18 protein-coding genes are annotated in these 18,762 nt (G+C 59.5%); 8 read left to right on the plus strand and 10 right to left on the minus strand.

Annotated features, from left to right (window positions below; genetic code table 11):
• Positions 1-1,109 precede the first annotated feature (1,109 nt).
• Positions 1,110-2,096 carry a hypothetical protein gene (locus QOM08_RS27665; protein ID WP_316912360.1) on the plus strand — a complete coding sequence of 329 codons (987 nt, stop codon included), beginning with the start codon at positions 1,110-1,112 and terminating at the stop codon, positions 2,094-2,096.
• Between the two features lie 124 nt (positions 2,097-2,220).
• Here the strand turns inward: QOM08_RS27665 and QOM08_RS27670 are convergent, their stop codons facing one another.
• Complete coding sequence (locus QOM08_RS27670; protein WP_316912361.1) at positions 2,221-3,090, minus strand: hypothetical protein; 870 nt, start codon at positions 3,088-3,090, stop codon at positions 2,221-2,223.
• A gap of 320 nt (positions 3,091-3,410) precedes the next feature.
• Here QOM08_RS27670 and QOM08_RS27675 point away from each other — a divergent pair, with 320 nt between their 5' ends.
• Positions 3,411-4,109 (plus strand): hypothetical protein, encoded by a 699-nt coding sequence (locus QOM08_RS27675; protein WP_139048653.1) that lies wholly within the window; start codon positions 3,411-3,413, stop codon positions 4,107-4,109.
• Positions 4,106-5,014: a hypothetical protein gene (locus tag QOM08_RS27680; protein WP_316912362.1), complete on the plus strand. Its 909-nt coding sequence runs from the start codon at positions 4,106-4,108 to the stop codon at positions 5,012-5,014. Before QOM08_RS27675 ends, QOM08_RS27680 begins: the two co-directional genes overlap by 4 nt.
• Positions 5,015-5,208: 194 nt before the next feature.
• On the opposite strand, the gene QOM08_RS27685 is transcribed toward QOM08_RS27680, so the two are convergent.
• The 3 genes from QOM08_RS27685 to QOM08_RS27695 all read right to left on the minus strand — a co-directional run bounded on the left by QOM08_RS27685 (position 5,209) and on the right by QOM08_RS27695 (position 7,025).
• Positions 5,209-5,484, minus strand: coding sequence for an HU family DNA-binding protein (locus QOM08_RS27685; protein WP_024777879.1), 276 nt, complete (start codon positions 5,482-5,484; stop codon positions 5,209-5,211).
• A 192-nt stretch (positions 5,485-5,676) separates the two neighbouring features.
• Positions 5,677-6,825 (minus strand): NAD(P)/FAD-dependent oxidoreductase, encoded by a 1,149-nt coding sequence (locus QOM08_RS27690; RefSeq protein WP_316912363.1) that lies wholly within the window; start codon positions 6,823-6,825, stop codon positions 5,677-5,679.
• A 35-nt stretch (positions 6,826-6,860) separates the two neighbouring features.
• Positions 6,861-7,025, minus strand: a complete 165-nt coding sequence (locus QOM08_RS27695; RefSeq protein ID WP_047226732.1) for a rubredoxin — start codon at positions 7,023-7,025, stop codon at positions 6,861-6,863.
• Between the two features lie 197 nt (positions 7,026-7,222).
• On the opposite strand from QOM08_RS27695, the gene QOM08_RS27700 reads away from it, so the two are divergent.
• Together QOM08_RS27700 and ubiA are read left to right on the plus strand one after the other, a co-directional pair.
• Positions 7,223-7,786 carry a chorismate--pyruvate lyase family protein gene (locus QOM08_RS27700; protein WP_188251871.1) on the plus strand — a complete coding sequence of 188 codons (564 nt, stop codon included), beginning with the start codon at positions 7,223-7,225 and terminating at the stop codon, positions 7,784-7,786.
• On the plus strand, positions 7,786-8,676 hold the full coding sequence (gene ubiA, locus QOM08_RS27705) for a 4-hydroxybenzoate octaprenyltransferase (protein WP_047226731.1): 891 nt from the start codon (positions 7,786-7,788) through the stop codon (positions 8,674-8,676). Before QOM08_RS27700 ends, ubiA begins: the two co-directional genes overlap by 1 nt.
• Positions 8,677-8,768: 92 nt before the next feature.
• Here ubiA and QOM08_RS27710 read toward each other — a convergent pair whose 3' ends face one another.
• Entirely contained in the window at positions 8,769-9,155 is a 387-nt protein-coding gene (locus QOM08_RS27710) for a hypothetical protein (protein WP_076383212.1), read from the minus strand.
• Positions 9,156-9,307: 152 nt separating this feature from the next.
• Between QOM08_RS27710 and phoB the strand changes: the two genes are divergently transcribed.
• From phoB to QOM08_RS27725, 3 genes are all read left to right on the plus strand, one after another.
• The gene (gene phoB, locus QOM08_RS27715) at positions 9,308-9,997 is read left to right on the plus strand and encodes a phosphate regulon transcriptional regulator PhoB (protein WP_003177195.1); all 690 of its coding nucleotides are present in this window, start codon (positions 9,308-9,310) and stop codon (positions 9,995-9,997) included.
• Positions 9,998-10,078: 81 nt separating this feature from the next.
• Positions 10,079-11,365 carry a phosphate regulon sensor histidine kinase PhoR gene (gene phoR, locus QOM08_RS27720; RefSeq protein ID WP_230682609.1) on the plus strand — a complete coding sequence of 429 codons (1,287 nt, stop codon included), beginning with the start codon at positions 10,079-10,081 and terminating at the stop codon, positions 11,363-11,365.
• Positions 11,366-11,488: 123 nt separating this feature from the next.
• On the plus strand, positions 11,489-12,829 hold the full coding sequence (locus QOM08_RS27725) for a hemolysin family protein (protein ID WP_047226728.1): 1,341 nt from the start codon (positions 11,489-11,491) through the stop codon (positions 12,827-12,829).
• A 144-nt stretch (positions 12,830-12,973) separates the two neighbouring features.
• Here QOM08_RS27725 and QOM08_RS27730 read toward each other — a convergent pair whose 3' ends face one another.
• The 5 genes from QOM08_RS27730 to pstA form a co-directional block, all read right to left on the minus strand.
• Entirely contained in the window at positions 12,974-13,870 is an 897-nt protein-coding gene (locus QOM08_RS27730) for a peptidoglycan DD-metalloendopeptidase family protein (protein WP_047226727.1), read from the minus strand.
• A gap of 237 nt (positions 13,871-14,107) precedes the next feature.
• Positions 14,108-15,070: a response regulator gene (locus QOM08_RS27735; protein ID WP_047226726.1), complete on the minus strand. Its 963-nt coding sequence runs from the start codon at positions 15,068-15,070 to the stop codon at positions 14,108-14,110.
• Positions 15,071-15,239: 169 nt separating this feature from the next.
• Entirely contained in the window at positions 15,240-16,001 is a 762-nt protein-coding gene (gene phoU / locus QOM08_RS27740; protein WP_047226725.1) for a phosphate signaling complex protein PhoU, read from the minus strand.
• Between the two features lie 113 nt (positions 16,002-16,114).
• Positions 16,115-16,948: a phosphate ABC transporter ATP-binding protein PstB gene (pstB, locus tag QOM08_RS27745; protein ID WP_047226724.1), complete on the minus strand. Its 834-nt coding sequence runs from the start codon at positions 16,946-16,948 to the stop codon at positions 16,115-16,117.
• Between the two features lie 139 nt (positions 16,949-17,087).
• Positions 17,088-18,758: a phosphate ABC transporter permease PstA gene (pstA, locus tag QOM08_RS27750; RefSeq protein ID WP_047226723.1), complete on the minus strand. Its 1,671-nt coding sequence runs from the start codon at positions 18,756-18,758 to the stop codon at positions 17,088-17,090.
• Between the last annotated feature and the right edge of the window lie 4 nt (positions 18,759-18,762).

Below are 18,762 nucleotides of genomic sequence, written 5' to 3' on the forward strand. Positions count from 1 at the left end.
AGAATGCACCCAATCGACGTATCCTGGATCGAGAAGACCGCGTTCCACCTGTCCAATCGTCTTGTTGGTGTAGGCGGGACAGAAGGACACGAAATCAGGCAATGCATGCGGTCGTCTGACCGATTCGAGAACCGGCGCACCTCACCTTGCCGGAACGCGCACTGCCCATTCAGAACGATAAAGCTCTTATGCGCCACGGCGAGTCTCAGAGGCGTGAAGTAGTAGAGGCGAACACGCACGCAACCTACCCTCTCCCGCTGTCTAGAATGTCGTGCAGCTCAATCCACGGATGCTTGGATTTCTCATCGCTAACCTCGCATGCACGGGCATGAGAAAAGGGCTTCTCACAATCTTCCAGTGCCTGGCTTCAAGGCAGCCAGTGCATACCGCCCGCCCGGCAACAATCATCCACCTGACATTCCATCTCTCAGTTTTTTGCTCGCTATCCATAACCCGATTCCTGCCCCGCGCGCTTCGACGAGCTGAGGATACGGTAGCTTTTATACGCTCGGAGCCATACCCATCAATTGATGGTAACGCTGCTGGGATGAACGCCAGATGCACCGCAGTGAGTCTGCATCCATCACCGTCTGCAATCGGCCCAGAGTGTGTAAAAACGCTTCGCCAAAATTGAGGTGTGCGCGTCTACGTGAAATCTGAAATTTATTGGCACGTCAGCAGATGTGGATTTTGCGTAGAAGCGCGATTTCCAGTCCGGATTTGAGTACCTGTCGCGCTGAAAAACGTTTTTACACAGCCTCGGCCAGAAGCGGTCAGTCACAAAACGGCTGAATCGCATCGGGTACCCGATTTGCGCGTGGTCCTGAATCCTGAACGGGGTCGCGTCTGAGCCCGCACGGAGAAGGTTGGTAGAAGCACTACACTAAACGGTGTAGCTCCTTAGAAATTGCGATAACGGTCAGGCTTGGGAGCCTTTCGTGCCAGCAAAGCGAGGTGCCGATGGGAAGCTATGCTCAATTGATCACTGAAAAAGCTGACGACCCTATATTGTCAGCGGCAGCTATCTACCCACATCTGGCGATCATTATCTGCTGACTGTCTTATGTCTGCTGTGCTTCAGCCTCACTCCGCCTAATCTAGGAACGCAAATGAAATGGAAGAGCAGGAATCTAAGAGAACTCGCCCACATTGTTTGTGGCGACTCTGAGCACTTTCGGTATCGTTCAAGCAGTTACATCACTGAGTTCTTTCAAGATTGTGACTTAGATTACACCCACGACGGTTCAACCCGCTGGGCATGGGTTGCAAGCAGACTGGAGGAGGTGTTGGCTCTCCCGCATGCTAGTCCTTCGGTTCCACCTGATGCTTTCATTCGGATCATCCGTGCAACTCTCGACAAGGGCGACGCGCAGGAGGGCGATCCGGACAGGAGCAGAGCGCTTGCCGCGCTTAACGCTGTGCTGGTGCGCGAAGGTTGGGAAGCGTTCTTCGACGAACACGGCCTCGGCCAGTTGCGCCACAATGCCACTAACACCATTGCGCAGATGGCGAACCCGCATCGGCCGCTTACACCAGCGGAGATGGAACGCCGAGAGCTACTCACCACATACCTCGACAAGTGCTCTGAAGATGAGCTGATCGAGGAGGTACTGCTGCCGTTATTCCGTCAGCTTGGGTTTCATCGCGTAACCGTAACGGGTCACAAAGATAAGGCGTTGGAATATGGCAAGGACGTGTGGATGAAATACACCCTGCCGACTCTCCATGTCCTCTACTTCGGTATCCAAGCAAAAAAGGGCAAGCTAGATTCAGCGGGCGTAGGAAGACCTGGTTCATCGAATGTCGCAGAGATTCACAATCAGGTGAACATGATGCTTGGCCACGAGATTTTCGATTCGGAACTGAATCGACGAGTCTTGGTTGACCACGCATTCATCGTCGCGGGCGGCGAGATAACAAAACAGGCAAGAAACTGGATAGGCAACAAGCTAGATGCCACGAAGCGCTCTCAGATCATGTTTATGGACAGAGACGACATACTCAATCTTTTCATTGTTACGAATCTGTCATTACCAAAGAGCGCTTTGTCTCTTCCGAAAGTTACAGCCACCTTCGACGATGACATACCGTTCTGAAGTGCAGCTTTTTCAGAACCGTGAACAAAAAAAAGCGAAACCATTAATTTGGCTTCGCTTTTTTATTTTTTTACGTGGCCTATTTACGCTCTTTCTTTACACGGAGCCGGTCTGAAACGTAAGTTTAGCTAAGAACTTGCACAGGCTTGCCGTCGACTATCCTGTAGTTCCTTTCAATGATTTTTATCGGGTTCGACGTGAAACTTTCTACCGTTGTGATCTGAGTGATGTCCGATAGGTCTCCAATATTTAGCTCTAACGCCCCTCGATCATTAAGAGCCTCAGGTTCAGCGCCAAAGCATAGTCTGTACTCTCGTTGCCAAGCATACTCAATGGGTTTGCGAAACAATCCTATCGGGCCGCTGTAGTCGCTGAAATCTTCGTAATCGACCTGGCCGTAGCCACCTTCAAAGAAGGGAGAATTATAAAGGAGAGGGTGGGTCGCGATGGCTTGTGAAAGCCTTTTAGAAAACTCTGCATGGTTCGTAACACGAAGGACATGGGTACCAAACTCTCGGAAACGCTCACTGAATTGCAGCATTCCGTTGTCGAGTCCCCAAATCCGACCGTCATGTCCGGCTGATACAGAACCCAGGCAGTACACCATGACGGTTTCAGGTCGAGGTAAATTCAGGGTCATGATTGTCTCAGGGTTCAATACGATTTCGTCGTGACCTTCAACCTGAAGTGCGAGCTCTCTGACTACCCCATCCCTCATGCCAGAGCTGAGCTTAACGTACACATTTTCAAGCTCGTCCCTTCGAAGTGCAGCGCCGGCTTCACCTTCAAGCTTCGCGAAATAGTCGACGCTATTCATGTAAAGCAGGCCACGCTGCAGCGCCTGTAGTCGATCTAAATTAGCCACCTTGAACAGCATCCAACATTGCTTGTTAGGCATGCGATCAGGTATCGCTTGCATCTGCACTTCACCAGATACCATCTTGCCCCCTATCTGTGCAATCACAGCTTCTAGCTGGGTTTGAATAGTTGTCAACGATTAGTGCATTCCATGTCCCCTATGTCAATTCGCCATAAGGTCAGCATGCATCAAAAAAAACAATAGCCTACGAGAGCCAAGTGCGGTTCGCCATCGAATGGCCGCTTCTGGGCCGCTAGCTGCCAGTCGGAACGAACCGCACAAGCCCGTATGCGCCCTATAGATCCACACGGATAACCACCACACGGCTTCAAAATTTGCCATTTCCCTCCCGAGCGTTCTGTAACCCAGCTGAAAAAATATCAATCTGCCACTACTGTTCTGTCCAATGCTGCCGACACAGGCAGCATCGTTTTTAAATCATAAGGACTTGATGCATGTCTTTTCACACCTTCCGCACCCTCGCTGCACTGACGTTACTCGCCTGCCTCACGCTCACCGGTTGCGCCCATGTTCAACCGCCAGTACCACTGGATCATCAATTCTGGGACGCCAAGGAGCCGACTATCGGCGTGGCGATTACCGTCGTGCCGGAGCCTGTGCTGGCGCTGACCGGCAATCAGGGTCTTCTGGATTTTGCCATCAACAAGGGCGTTAACAGCACGCTCAGCGACAGTGTCGAGAAATGGCAAGTCAAGGACCTCAACACGCTGCCGGACGCCATTGTCGCCAAGTTGCAGGCCAAGGGTTACAAGGCCAAACGAATCGACGAGCCGGTGGATCTGAAGGTCTATAAGGAAGTCAGTTTCCGCGAAGGCTACACGGTCCGCGACCTGACGCCGCTCAAGGCGACTTACGGGGTGGATCGCCTGTTGTTGGTCAACATTCTGGCTACCGGCGCCACTCGCAGCTATTACAGCGTCGTGCCGACCAGCGTGCCGATGGCGCAGGTGGGCGGGCAAGGCATGGTGGTTGATCTGGCCGACAACAAGCTGCTGTGGTTTAAACCTTTTGCCGTTGTGCAGGCCGCTCAGGGTGAGTGGGACGAGCCTAACTACGCCAATCTGACCAACGCCTTCTACCAGGCGATGGATACCAGCCGCCAGCAAATGATCACCCCGTTCGAACAACAATGAAACGGGCGCTGTTAGCGGCCGGCACGCTGGCCCTGCTGGTGCTGGCCGGTTGCGCGCAGAAGCCTGCGCCGCCGGCCGGTTTCAAGTCGCAAGAGGCGGTGACTTACGTCCAGGCCCATGGGGTCAAGGTGGATGTACAACTGCCGCCGGCGTTCGTGGGGGCCAGCACTGTGGTCGACGCCAAGGCCGCGCAGCAGGCCGCGTCGTCGAGCCATAATCTGATCGCCAGTTCCGGCAACACTGCCGGGCTTGCCGGTTTGCTGGTCGCCAGCCTGATCAATACCCAGATGGGCAGCGGCAGCTTGCAGCGGGACGCGGAAAACGCTGCCGCCAAGGAGTCGCGCCCGCTGGCCGACCTGTTGGCGGGCGTGCCGTTGCAGGAACGTATGCAACAGCGTTTCCAGCAGGCTTCGCTGGCGGCCGGCCTCAAGCAGGGAACGGGGCCCGTGACCGCGCGCCTACTGGTCGAACCTAAACTGATGCTCACTCCCGATCGCGGCAGTTTCGTGCTGATCAATCAGGTGCAGGTCCAGGATATTGCCGGTTCGGCGCTGTACCGCATGCGCATCGAAGTCACCAGCCAGCCGATTCGGCGTTGCGGCAGCCGCTGCATTGATGATGGCAGCCTGGATCTGACGCAAGTCACGGCGGTGCTGGACGAGTGCATCGACGAATCGATGCGCGTGCTGACCACCGACCTGATGCTGCCGACCCCTCCGCCAGCCGCCCAGGAAACCTTGCGTTATGTGCTCGATGGTCAGCGCGTGGTCGAGCGCGGTTATCAACTGGCCCACAACGGCAGTTACTGGCGTTATCGCAACCTCTACGGCGCGGTGAAATCAGTGCCGGTGCCGTTCGAGGATGCGCTGACAGAGGCGCAATTGCAGAAGGTATACGGGCGTTAATCTGGGTGGCGCCACCGAGCGGGGATAAATCCCCCCGCCCAACCAACAGGCGGCCATCGCGAGCAGGCTCGCTCCCACATTGGCGGTTTGGGGCCTTCGACGTTCGGGACAAAGCCATAAAAAAAGGGCATCCGACTCAATCGGCATGCCCTTTTTTTCTACCGTTTGCCCCCTAACCGGGGAACCCGCGGCGATTATGGATTGACGCTGTCCTTCAACATTTTGCCCGGCTTGAAGGCGACGGTGTTGCTGGCCTTGATCTTCACCGGCTCACCGGTCTGTGGGTTTTTGCCGGTACGCGCGCCGCGGTGGCGCTGCAGGAAGGTGCCGAAGCCTACCAGGGTGACGCTGTCCTTGCGGTGCAGGGCGCCGGTGATTTCTTCGAGAACGGCGTTGAGGACGCGGTTGGCTTGCTCTTTAGTGAGGTCAGCCTTTTCCGCGATGGCGGCGGCGAGTTCTGGTTTACGCATGAATGAAGCCCCTTTTGACGGTTTTTTTGTTGTTATGTCTGGGCTGTACTCATGGAAACAGCCCCTAAGGCGCCGCAGGCTCTACTCTGCGGCAGACGGGAGTGAGGATGGCACGGGGCCGCAGGCGGCGCCAGTGTCAGGGCGGCCTTTGTCGCGCCGAAAGCAGGGTATTTACGACAGAAGGACCGGCATTTACGCCAGCAGCGCTGGAAGCTCTTTGTTCAGTGCCAGTTTTTCCATCACGGCCGCGCCGGTCAGGGCGTAACCCAGCAGGTTGCCGTTGGCGTCGCGGCACAGGGCCTTGATGTCACTGCCCTGCCCTTCGACGCTCCACACGCCTTCGCTGCCCCGTGGCGGTGGCGAAACCACCAGTGGGCACACCGGGGTTTTCACGGTAATTGGCATGGCACCGTAGCGCACGGCGGTCGGGTTGCCGGCCAGGGTTTGGGCCAGGGCGCGGGCGCAGCTCATCAGCGGCATGACGTACAGCAGGTTCAGGCCGTCGACCTCGGCGCAGTCGCCCAGGGCGTAGATGTTGGCGTGGGAGGTTTTCAGGTGGCGGTCGACCACCACGCCGCGATTGACCACCAGGCCGGCAGCGGCGGCCAGGTCGATGCGGGGGCGCAGGCCGATGGCCGAGACCACCAGGTCGCAGGCGATCACCTGGCCGTCGGACAGGTGCGCCTCCAGCCCGTCGGCCACCCGTTGCAGGCGATTGAGCACCGGCCCCAGGTGGAAACGCGCGCCGAGACTTTCCAGCCCGGCCTGTACCGCAGCGGCGGCCGCAGGGTGCAGCAGGGTCGGCATGACTTGCTCGCACGGCGCGACCAGTTGCACTTCGTAATCGCCCAGGATCAGGTCGTTGGCGAATTCGCAGCCAATCAGCCCGGCACCGAGCAAGAGCACCCGGCGCTTGCCGGCGGCCGCTGCGCGAAAGCGTGCGTAGTCTTCCAGATCGTTGATGGGGAAGATCAGGTCCGAGGCATCACCCTGCACCGGCACACGCACGGTTTCTGCGCCCCAGGCCAGGATCAGGTCGCGGTAGTTCACCGTTTCTTCGCCGATCCACAAGCGTTTGTGGCCCGGATCGATGCCGCTGATGCGGGTGTGGGTGCGCACTTCGGCGTTCAGTTGCTCGGCCATGGCGCCCGGCTCGGCCATGCTCAGGCCGTCGGCGTCTTTGTTTTTGCCAAAGCCTGTGGAGAGCATCGGCTTGGAGTAGGAGCGACCGTCATCGGCGCTGATCAGCAGCAGCGGAGTTTCGCTGTCGAGTTTGCGAAACTCCCGGGCCAGGTTGTAACCGGCAAGGCCCGTACCGACGATGACGACAGGTGCACTCATGTTGCTCTCCATGTAGCTCTCCATGCAGGAAACGATCAGATAGCGATCATTTCGAAATCCGATTTACCCACGCCGCAGTCCGGGCAGAGCCAGTCTTCGGGTACGTCCTGCCAGGCAGTGCCGGGCGCGATGCCGTCATCCGGCCAGCCAAGGGCTTCATCGTAGATCAGGCCGCAGACAATACATTGCCACTTTTTCATTCAGGTACTTCCTCAGGTGTCGGCATTTGCCGGTATGGTTGGGTCGATGTAAAGCTGCCCCTTCCGGCTCAGGGCGTTTTGTACTGATCGGTCGCGATAGATGCAAGCATGATCGACGCTAAGACCGCCCCGCTGAATCAAATTCGCCAACCGACATGGTAAGCTCGCGGCCTCATTTGCTGCCATTCAAGACCTCTGTGCCGCATACAAATTCGATATTTCCTACACTCCAATGGTTGCCCCAGCCCCTGCTGTCGCCTCGCCCTGACGCCTGTGTGCTCGACTGGCTGTTCGACGAAGGGTCCCTGACCCGGCGCCTGACGCGGCTGTCGGATGAGCGTTTCAGCGTGACGCCGCTGTTCGAAGGTTGGCAACCCTTGCGGGCCGACGAATGTGCCGCGCTGGATCTGACCGAGGGCAGCGAAGGCTGGGTACGCGAGGTGTATCTGCGCGGCCATGGCGAGGCCTGGGTGTTTGCCCGCAGTGTGGCGGCGCGTAGCGCGTTGCAGGGCGACGGTTTGCAGATGGACGAGCTGGGCAGTCGTTCCCTGGGCGAGTTGCTGTTTTGCGACCAGGCGTTCCAGCGCCGGGCCATCGAGGTTTGCCATTACCCCGAACAATGGTTGCCGGCTGAGGTGCGCGCCCGTGAACTGTGGGGCCGCCGTTCGCGTTTTGATCGCGGAACGTTGAGTGTGCTGGTGGCGGAAATTTTCCTGCCGCGCCTGTGGACCGTCGCCCGCGCCTATTCGGAGAACTGCTGATGTACGTGCAACTGCTCAAATCCTTGAACCGCCTGAACCCGCGGGCGTGGGACTTCGTGCAACTGACGCGTCTGGACAAGCCCATCGGCATCTATCTGCTGTTATGGCCGACGTTGTGGGCCTTGTGGATTGCCGGCGAAGGTTCGCCGTCCCTGGCCAACATCGTGATTTTCGTGCTTGGCGTGGTTCTGACTCGCGCCGGTGGTTGTGTGATCAACGACTGGGCCGACCGCAAGGTGGACGGCCACGTCAAACGCACCGAACAGCGCCCGCTGGTGAGCGGCAAGATCAGTTCGAAAGAGGCGCTGGTGTTCTTCGCGGTGCTGATGGGCGTGAGCTTCCTGCTGGTGCTGTGCACCAATGCACCGACCATCTTGCTGTCCCTCGGCGGGCTGGCGCTGGCGTTCAGTTACCCGTTCATGAAGCGCTACACCTACTATCCGCAAGTGGTGCTGGGGGCAGCGTTCTCCTGGGGCATGCCGATGGCGTTCACTGCCGAAACCGGGCATTTGCCGGCGGCGGCCTGGCTGCTGTACATCGCCAACCTGCTGTGGACGGTGGGCTATGACACCTATTACGCGATGACTGACCGGGACGATGACTTGCGGATCGGCGTCAAGTCCACGGCCATTCTGTTTGGCGATGCCGACCGCGTGATCATCCTGACGCTGCAGGGCTTGGCCTTGGGTTGTCTGCTGCTGGCCGGGTCGAAATTCCAGTTGGGCGGCTGGTTCCACTTGGGGCTGGTGGCCGCTGCCGGGTGTTTTGCCTGGGAGTTCTGGTACACCCGGAGCAGGGACCGGATGCGCTGCTTCAAGGCGTTTTTGCACAACCATTGGGCCGGTTTGGCGATTTTCGTGGGGATTGTGCTGGATTACGCGTTGCGGTGAGACCGCTGACCCAGCGCTGAACCCACGGTCATGAAAATCTTTGTGGCGGGGAGCTTGCTCCCCGGCCACAAAAGCGTTTTAGCACCGATCAGCTACTTGGGCTTGGCAACCTTCCAGGCACCGCCCATTACGCCGTCACCGGTCTTGTCTCCTTCTTTCTCGTCCTTCACGAAGGTGTACAGCGGCTTGCCGTCGTAGGCCCACTGCGACGACCCGTCGTCGCGCGTAATCACGGTCCATTTACCCATGGGCATGGCAGCGCTTTCAGCCTTGAGCGGTGGCCAGTTCTCGGCACATTTGGCGACGCACGCTGACTTGCCGCCTTGGTCTTTTTCAAAGGTATACAACGTCATGCCCTTGTGGTCGGTCAGCATGCCATCTTTGATCATCGCCGGTTCGTCAGCCGCGTACGCCAGCGCCGGCAGCACCAAGGCAACCGCCAGGCCCAGGGCCTTGATGGATTGGGTAAGGTAAGTCATGGAAACCTTCTTTTGCAGTTGTCAGGAATCGGACTCAAAAGCTTAGTCCAGGATCCTCTACACTGCCGGGTGCCGAAACAAGTGTCACACGACTGCAATAATTCCGTTATCTAATGCGGCGCAAGACAGTTAAATGACAAGAGGATTACCCCATGGTTGGCAGGAGCATTCTGATCGTCGACGACGAAGCGCCCATCCGCGAGATGATCGCCGTTGCGTTGGAGATGGCCGGCTATGACTGCATGGAAGCAGAAAACTCCCAACAGGCCCACGCCATCATCGTCGACCGCAAGCCCGACTTGATTCTGCTGGACTGGATGCTTCCCGGTACGTCTGGCATTGAACTAGCGCGACGCCTCAAGCGCGATGAGCTGACCGGTGATATCCCGATCATCATGCTCACCGCCAAGGGCGAAGAAGACAACAAGATCCAGGGCCTGGAAGTTGGCGCCGACGACTACATCACCAAGCCGTTTTCCCCTCGGGAGCTGGTGGCACGCCTGAAGGCCGTGTTGCGGCGCGCCGGTCCGACCGATGGCGAGGCACCGATTGAAGTCGGCGGCCTGCTGCTGGACCCCATCAGCCACCGAGTGACCATCGACGGCAAACCCGCCGAGATGGGCCCGACCGAATACCGCCTGCTGCAGTTTTTCATGACCCACCAGGAGCGCGCCTATACCCGTGGGCAACTGCTGGACCAGGTCTGGGGCGGTAATGTTTATGTCGAGGAGCGCACCGTGGACGTGCACATTCGTCGCCTGCGCAAAGCCCTCGGCGATGCCTATGAGAATCTGGTACAAACTGTGCGCGGCACCGGTTATCGTTTTTCGACCAAGGCCTGACCCGAGCCCTTACCGCCCGACAAGCTGACAAGGACGCGCGTTCAATTGAATCAAAACTGGCATGGCACCCTGATTCGCCACATGTTGTTGCTAGTGACCGGCTGTCTGGTCGTGGGCCTGATCACCGGCTTCTACGGCTGGAGTCTGGCGGCGGGCCTGGCGCTGTACCTGGCCTGGACGCTCAAGCAATTGCTGCGCATGCATGAGTGGTTGCGCCTGCATAAACCCGACGAGGCCCCGCCTGACGGCTATGGCCTGTGGGGTGAGGTATTCGACAGCATCTATCACCTGCAACGGCGCGACCAGCGCGTGCGTGGCCGCCTGCAAGCGGTGATCGACCGGGTCCAGGAGTCCACTGCGGCGCTCAAGGACGCGGTGATCATGCTCGACAGCGATGGCAACCTGGAATGGTGGAACCGCGCCGCCGAAACCCTGCTGGGCCTCAAGACCCCTCAAGACAGCGGCCAGCCAGTGACCAACCTGGTGCGCCACCCTCGCTTCAAGGAATACTTCGAACAGGAAAACTACGCCGAGCCGCTGGAGATTCCTTCGCCCACCAATGACCGGGTGCGCATTCAGCTGTACCTCACGCGCTACGGCAACAACGAGCACTTGATGCTGGTACGTGACGTGACGCGCATCCATCAGTTGGAACAGATGCGCAAAGACTTCGTCGCCAACGTCTCCCATGAGTTGCGCACGCCGTTGACCGTGATCTGCGGGTATCTGGAAACCCTGCTGGACAATGTCGAGGAAGTGAACCCACGCTGGAGCCGCGCGTTGCAGCAGATGCACCAGCAAAGCGGGCGTATGCAGACCCTGCTCAATGACCTGCTGCTGCTGGCCAAACTTGAAGCCACCGATTACCCCTCGGACAACCAGCCGGTGCCTGTCGACGACTTGCTGCAAATCATTGTTGAGGATGCCCAGGAACTCTCCGGGCCCAAGCAGCAGACCATCACCCTTGAAGCCGACCCTAACGTGCAGCTCAAGGGCAGCGAGGCCGAATTGCGCAGTGCCTTCTCCAATCTGGTGTTCAATGCCGTCAAGTACACGCCGGAACAAGGCCGGATTCACGTTCGCTGGTGGGGCGACGGCCAAGGCGCACACCTGAGCGTGCAGGATTCGGGCATCGGCATCGACAGCAAACACCTGCCGCGCCTGACCGAACGTTTCTACCGCGTCGATTCCAGTCGCAACTCCAATACCGGCGGCACCGGGCTGGGCCTGGCGATCGTCAAGCACGTGTTACTGCGGCATCGCGGGCGCATGGAAATCAGCAGCGTGCCCGGCCATGGCAGTACGTTTACCTGCCATTTTGCCCCGGCGCAGACGGTTCGCGCGCGCCTCACCCGCGCCGCCGATTGAGACCGGCCAGCACTCACCACTAGGCAACGGCCCAGTCAGCCGCTACATTGGCTGACTTGTGCCTGCCTTTTCAGGCACTCATTTCCAATCCTTTCGAATATACGGAACCCGCAAAACTCCATCATGGACCCTTCCCCTGGCTTGTCCCTGGCAACACTCTTCGCCGAATTCGGCATGATTCTTTTTGCTCTGATCCTGGTTCTGCTCAACGGCTTTTTCGTTGCGGCCGAATTTGCCATGGTCAAACTGCGCTCGACCCGGGTCGAGGCCATCGCTGAGAAAAACGGCTGGCGCGGGCATATCCTGCGTACCGTTCACAGCCAGCTCGATGCTTACCTGTCGGCCTGTCAACTGGGTATCACACTGGCCTCCCTGGGCCTGGGCTGGGTCGGTGAGCCGGCGTTCGCCCACGTTCTGGAGCCGCTGCTGGGCGCGGTCGGCGTTGAGTCGCCGGAAGTGATCAAGGGCGTGTCGTTCTTCACCGCGTTCTTCATCATTTCGTACCTGCACATCGTGGTCGGTGAGCTGGCGCCCAAATCCTGGGCGATTCGCAAGCCCGAGCTGCTGTCGCTGTGGACCGCCGTGCCGCTGTACCTGTTCTACTGGGCCATGTACCCGGCGATCTACCTGCTTAACGCCAGCGCCAACGCCATCCTGCGTATCGCCGGCCAAGGCGAACCCGGCCCGCATCACGAGCACCATTACAGCCGTGAAGAACTGAAACTGATCCTGCACTCCAGCCGTGGCCAGGACCCAAGCGACCAGGGCATGCGTGTGCTGGCCTCGGCTGTGGAAATGGGCGAGCTGGAAGTGGTGGACTGGGCCAACTCCCGGGAAGACCTGGTGACGCTGGAGTTCAATGCGCCGCTCAAGGAGATCCTGGCGATGTTCCGTCGCCACAAGTTCAGCCGCTATCCGGTGTACGACAGCGATCGCCAGGAGTTCGTCGGCCTGCTGCACATCAAGGATCTGCTGCTGGAACTGGCGGCCCTGGATCACATTCCCGAGTCGTTCAACCTGGCCGAACTCACCCGCCCACTGGAGCGCGTGTCGCGGCACATGCCGCTCTCGCAGCTGCTGGAGCAGTTCCGCAAGGGCGGCTCGCACTTCGCCCTGGTTGAAGAAGCCGACGGCAACATCATCGGTTACCTGACCATGGAAGACGTGCTCGAAGTGCTGGTGGGCGACATCCAGGACGAACACCGCAAGGCCGAGCGCGGCATCCTGGCCTATCAGCCGGGCAAGCTGCTGGTGCGCGGCGACACGCCGTTGTTCAAGGTCGAGCGCCTGCTGGGCATCGACCTGGACCACATCGAGGCCGAGACCCTCGCCGGGCTGGTCTATGAAACCCTCAAGCGCGTGCCGGAAGAGGAAGAAGTGCTGGAAGTCGAAGGCCTGCGGATCATCATCAAGAAGATGAAAGGACCGAAGATTATTCTGGCGAAGGTGTTGATGCTCGGTTGAGCCCCACCTTTCTACAAGGCATGCACAATCTCTGTGGCGAGGGAGCTTGCTCCCGCTCGGCTGCGAAGCAGTCGTCGCTTTTGGGGCCGCTTCGCGACCCAGCGGGAGCAAGCTCCCTCGCCACAGTAGATCGGCGCCAGCCGCTTACTGCTTGCCCAACGCAAAGTTGGGCAAGTCGCCCACCGGTTGATTGAACTGGTAGGGAATCGACACCAGCCCCAACCCGGTATTGCGCTGCACCACGAAATGCAGGTGCGGACCTGAACTGTTGCCGGTATTGCCAGACAGCGCCAGCGGCGTTCCCACCATCACCCGTTGCCCTTCCCGCACGCTCACCGAGCCTTTTTGCAGGTGCAGGTACACGCCCATGGTCCCGTCATCGTGCAGCACCCGCACGAAGTTGCCCGACGGGTCGGTGCCACGGCCGGTCTGGTGATTTTCCGTCTTGACCACCACGCCGCCGCGCGCCGCGATGATCGGCGTGCCCTCGGGCATGGCGATGTCCATGGCATAACGGTTTTTGGGGCCATAGTGGCTGTATTGACCGTTGGCCCCCTGGCTCAGCCGAAACGGACCACCACGCCACGGCAGCGGGTAGCGATAAGCCTGCGCCGTGCCTGCAGGGTCGCCCAGGGAGTATTCGAACCGCGGGGTATACACCAAAGGCTTTCCGGGGCGCGTGGCCGTGAGCAGCGCCAGACGCAGGTTACTGCGCGCCGGCAGCACCCGCCGGATCGGCCGGCTCGGCGCCCCGCTGACGTTGCGTAGCCCGGCAAAACTCAATTCGATCTCCACCGGCGCGTACAAGTCGTTGCGCACGAACACCGCGTCCGCGCCCTTCTGTTTCTTGATATCGAGAAACACCTGGCGCTCGAGACGTTCGACCATGCGATCACGGAACACGAACACCTGCGCGCCCTTGCTGGGGCGATCGCTGTAGGACACCACGCCATTGGCATCGGTGGATTTGTAGATCGTCATGGCCACGGCCGAGGTGGAGGCCAGGACAAGACCACAGGCAAACAGCAGGGGCAAAAACATGGGCAAAAATTCTGTCGAAATGAAGGCCTGTACAGCAGCCTAGCAGCTGGATGGACCAGCGTAGTCGACGGATGTTTCAAAATGGGTTGGCCGATAGGGCTCTAGTGCCGCTGGTGACCCCATCGCGAGCAGGCTCGCTCCCACACTGGATCTGCTGTGGACACAAATTTTGTGAACAACAGAGATCACTGTGGGAGCGAGCCTGCTCGCGATGACTGACTGAAGGACGCCGCCGAATCAGGCGCCAGGTACGAAGTGCTTCTGCGCTGTACCGCGGGCAATCAGGCGGGAGATGTAGTCGAGCTTCTGTGGGTCTTTATCGACAAAACGGAAGGTCAGTTGCAGCCATTCGCTGTCGGGGGTCTGCTCGTGAGCAACGATGGCGTGCAAGTAACCGTTGAGGCGAGCGGTTTCGGCGTTGTCGCCCTGCTCCATGTCCAGCACGGCGCTTTCCAGCACCTGTGGCAGGGTGTCGGTGCGTTTGACCAGCAGCAGCGCTTCCTTGAGGCTCAGGGCCTTGATCACGCATTGCTGGGTGCCGCTGGAGAGGCGCAACTGGCCCTGACCACGGTTGGCGCCAGCCGGGGCGGTGGAGGCTGAAGGCGCCTTGACCGGCGGGCTGTTGAGCATGCCGCGGGCTGGAGCAGCAACAGCGGCAGGCGCGGCAGCTGCAACGACAGCAGGCTTGGCAAACGGATTGACCGCCGGAGCCGCCGCCGCAACCGGAGCCGCCTTGCCGCCGGTAAGCGCGCTGAGCGAATCATTGCCGAACGCCGAGTTCATCTTGGTCGGAGCGCTGTTCATCAGGGTGTCGAGCTTGCCAACCTTGTGCAGGGCCTGCTTGACCTTGGTCAGCAGTTGCTCGTTGGTGAACGGCTTGCTGACGTAGCCGGAAACGCCGGCCTGGATCGCCTGGACCACGTTTTCCTTGTCGCCGCGGCTGGTGACCATCACAAACGGCATGCCCTTGAGATTGTCCTGCTGGCGGCACCAGGTCAGCAGCTCCAGGCCCGACATTTCCGGCATTTCCCAATCACACAGCACCAGGTCGAACGCCTCACGGGCCAGCAGGGATTGGGCTTTCTTACCGTTCACCGCATCTTCGATGCGGATGCCCGGGAAGTAGTTGCGCAGGCACTTCTTCACCAGGTCACGAATGAACGAAGCGTCGTCCACGACCAACACACTGACCTTACTCATCCAGATACACCTCTAAAAAATCCCGGCAAGCATACCGCTTTTACTGATGGCATATTGCCAAAAAACCTTCAGTCACGCCGGGACTCTTCGTTCGCGGGGTGCTGCTATCGATTAAAAAAGCCGCAAAAAAAAGCCCGACCAGAAGGCCGGGCGCTTTTCTTGGGCAATCTTACTTATCGTCAGTTTCGCCCGGAACATTAGCGGTTTCGGACGAGGTGCCCTCCACTTCGGCCTTCATGCGCTTGAGCCCCAAGTGCCGCACGTCGGTGCCGCGCACCAGGTAGATCACAAGTTCCGAGATGTTGCGCGCATGATCGCCGATACGCTCCAAAGAACGCAGCACCCAGATGATGCTCAGCACCCGGGAGATAGAGCGCGGGTCTTCCATCATGTAGGTCGCCAGCTCACGCAGCGCGGTCTTGTATTCGCGGTCGATGATCTTGTCGTACTGGGCCACCGACAGTGCCAGGTCGGCGTCGAAACGGGCGAAGGCATCCAGTGCGTCGCGCACCATGTTGCGCACCTGGTCGCCAATGTGACGAACTTCGACGTAACCGCGCGGCGCCTCGCCTTCTTCGCACAGCTGAATGGCGCGACGGGCGATCTTGGTGCTTTCGTCGCCGATTCGTTCCAGATCGATCACCGACTTGGAGATGCTGATGATCAGGCGAAGGTCGGAAGCGGCCGGTTGACGACGGGCCAGGATGCGCAGGCACTCTTCGTCGATGTTGCGCTCCATCTGGTTGATCTGGTCGTCGATCTCGCGCACTTGCTGGGCCAGGCCGGAGTCGGCCTCGATCAGCGCGGTCACCGCGTCGTTGACCTGCTTTTCCACCAGCCCGCCCATGGCCAGCAGGTGACTGCGCACCTCCTCGAGCTCGGCATTGAACTGTGCGGAAATGTGGTGAGTAAGGCCTTCCTTCGAAATCATGGTTTTGCTCCGCAAAAGCTGTGAGCTGCAAGCTACAAGCTGCAAGCTGATGTGTGTCGTTACTCGGATCGCTTCTACTTGCCGCTTGCAGCTTGACGCTTGCGGCTCTACGGCTAGCCGTAGCGACCGGTGATGTAGTCTTCGGTCTGCTTCTTGGCCGGGTTGGTAAACAGGGTGTCGGTGTCGCCGAATTCCACCAGTTTGCCCATGTACATGAAGGCGGTGTAGTCGGAAACCCGCGCCGCCTGTTGCATGTTGTGGGTCACGATGACGATGGTGAATTTGGATTTGAGCTCGTAGATCAGCTCTTCGACTTTCAGGGTCGAAATCGGGTCCAGGGCCGAGCAAGGTTCGTCGAGCAACAAGACTTCCGGCTCAACGGCGATGGTACGGGCAATCACCAGACGTTGCTGTTGACCACCGGACAGGCCCAGTGCCGATTCGTGCAGACGATCCTTGACCTCGTCCCACAGCGCCGCGCCCTTGAGCGCCCATTCCACGGCTTCGTCAAGAATGCGCTTTTTGTTGATGCCCTGGATGCGCAGGCCGTAGACCACGTTCTCGTAGATGGTTTTGGGGAACGGGTTAGGCTTCTGGAACACCATGCCCACACGACGACGCAGCTCGGCCACATCTTCGCCCTTGCGGTAGATGTCGTTGCCGTAGAGGTTGATTTCGCCCTCGACGCGGCAGCCGTCCACCAGATCGTTCATACGGTTGAAGGTGCGCAGCAAGGTTGACTTGCCGCAGCCCGACGGACCGATGAACGCGGTGACGCGCTGCTTCGGGATGTTCAGGCTGACGTCGTACAGCGCCTGCTTCTGGCCGTAAAACAGGTTCAGGCCGGGCACTTCGATGGCGACGGTTTCCTGAGCCAGGTCCAGGCTCTGCTTGTCGCGGCCCAGGGCCGACATGTTGATGCCGCGTGCTTGTGTCTCGTGTTGCATGGGAGGCTCCCTGTGCTAACAAATTCGGTTCGGTTGTCTGGGAGCGAGTCTGCTCGCGATTCAGGCAACTCGGTTTGGCTTTAAAACCGAGGTGATGCCATCGCGAGCAGGCTCGCTCCCACAAAAGATCAGTGTGAAATCAGCTATCGAGTGCTTTGTACTTCTCGCGCAGGTGGTTACGGATCCACACCGCCGACAGGTTGAGCGTGGCAATCACCAGCACCAGCAACAGCGCCGTGGCGTATACCAGCGGTCGCGCCGCTTCGACGTTCGGGCTCTGGAAGCCTACGTCATAGATGTGAAAGCCCAGGTGCATGATCTTCTGGTCCAGGTGCAGGTACGGGTAGTTGCCGTCCAGCGGCAGCGACGGGGCCAGTTTCACCACACCTACCAGCATCAATGGCGCCACTTCACCCGCGGCGCGAGCCACCGCGAGGATCATGCCGGTCATCATCGCCGGGCTCGCCATGGGCAGCACGATTTTCCACAATGTCTCAGCCTTGGTCGCGCCCAGGGCCAGGGAGCCTTCGCGCACAGTACGCGGGATACGCGCCAGGCCTTCTTCAGTGGCGACGATCACCACCGGCACCGCCAGCAGCGCCAGGGTCAGGGACGCCCAGAGCAGGCCCGGGGTACCGAATGTCGGTGCCGGCAGGGCTTCGGGGAAGAACAACCGGTCAACCGAACCACCTAACACATAAACGAAGAAGCCCAGGCCGAACACACCGTAGACGATGGCCGGTACGCCCGCCAGGTTGTTCACCGCGATGCGGATCAGGCGGGTCATCGGTCCCTGGCGAGCGTATTCGCGCAGGTACACCGCTGCCAGCACACCGAATGGCGTCACCACCATTGCCATGATCAGGGTCATCATGACGGTGCCGAAAATCGCCGGGAAGATCCCGCCTTCGGTGTTGGCTTCACGAGGATCGTCGCTGAGGAATTCCCAGACCTTGCTGAAATAGAAACCGATCTTGGTGAACGTCCCCATGCCGTTCGGCTGGTAGGCATGCACCACTTTGCCGATCTCGATTTCCAGTTCTTTGCCATTGGCATCGCGGGCGGTCAGGCTGTCGCGGTTGAACTGCGAATGCAGGTCGCCCAGACGCGCTTCGATGTCTTTGTAGCGGGCATCGAGCTCGGCGCGGTCAGCGTCCAGGTCCGCTTGTGCAGCAGCGTCCAGCTTGCCTTCCAGCTCCAGCTTGCGGCCTTTGAGACGAATGCGCTCAAGCCCTGCGTTGATTGCGCCGATGTCGGATTTTTCCAGGGTCTTGAGCTCAGCGGCGAGTTTGTTGACCCGGGCCACGCGAGCTTGCAGTTCCGGCCAGGCCGCTTCGCCTTCGGCGATGACCTTGCCGTTCTCTTTGACGTTGACCAGGTAGCCGTAGAAATTACCCCACTCACGACGCTCGATGGCCATCAGCTCCGGCGGCGTGGTCTGGTTGGTCAGCCAGTCACCGACGATCCAGGTGAAATCCGTGCCGTTGAGGTCCCGGTTGCCGACCTTGATCAACTCGCGGGTCATGAACTCGGGGCCTTCGTCCGGCACCGGCAGGCCAGCGCTTTTCAGACGCTCGCGGGGCACTGATTCCTTCTGCACCACTTCGCCTACAACCAGATGCGCGGGCATGCCCGGCACGTTGTAGCTGGCGTGGATCAGGTCCGCCGGCCAGAAATGGCCCAGACCGCGCACGGCAATCACTGCCAGCAGGCCAATGGTCATGATGACCGCGATGGACACCGCACCACCGCTGATCCAGACGCCGGGGGCGCCGCTCTTGAACCATCCTTTCAGGGAGTTCTGTTTCACAGAC

Origin of the sequence: Pseudomonas sp. P105, assembly GCF_032614175.1 — a bacterium.
GTDB lineage: Bacteria > Pseudomonadota > Gammaproteobacteria > Pseudomonadales > Pseudomonadaceae > Aquipseudomonas > Aquipseudomonas rhizophila.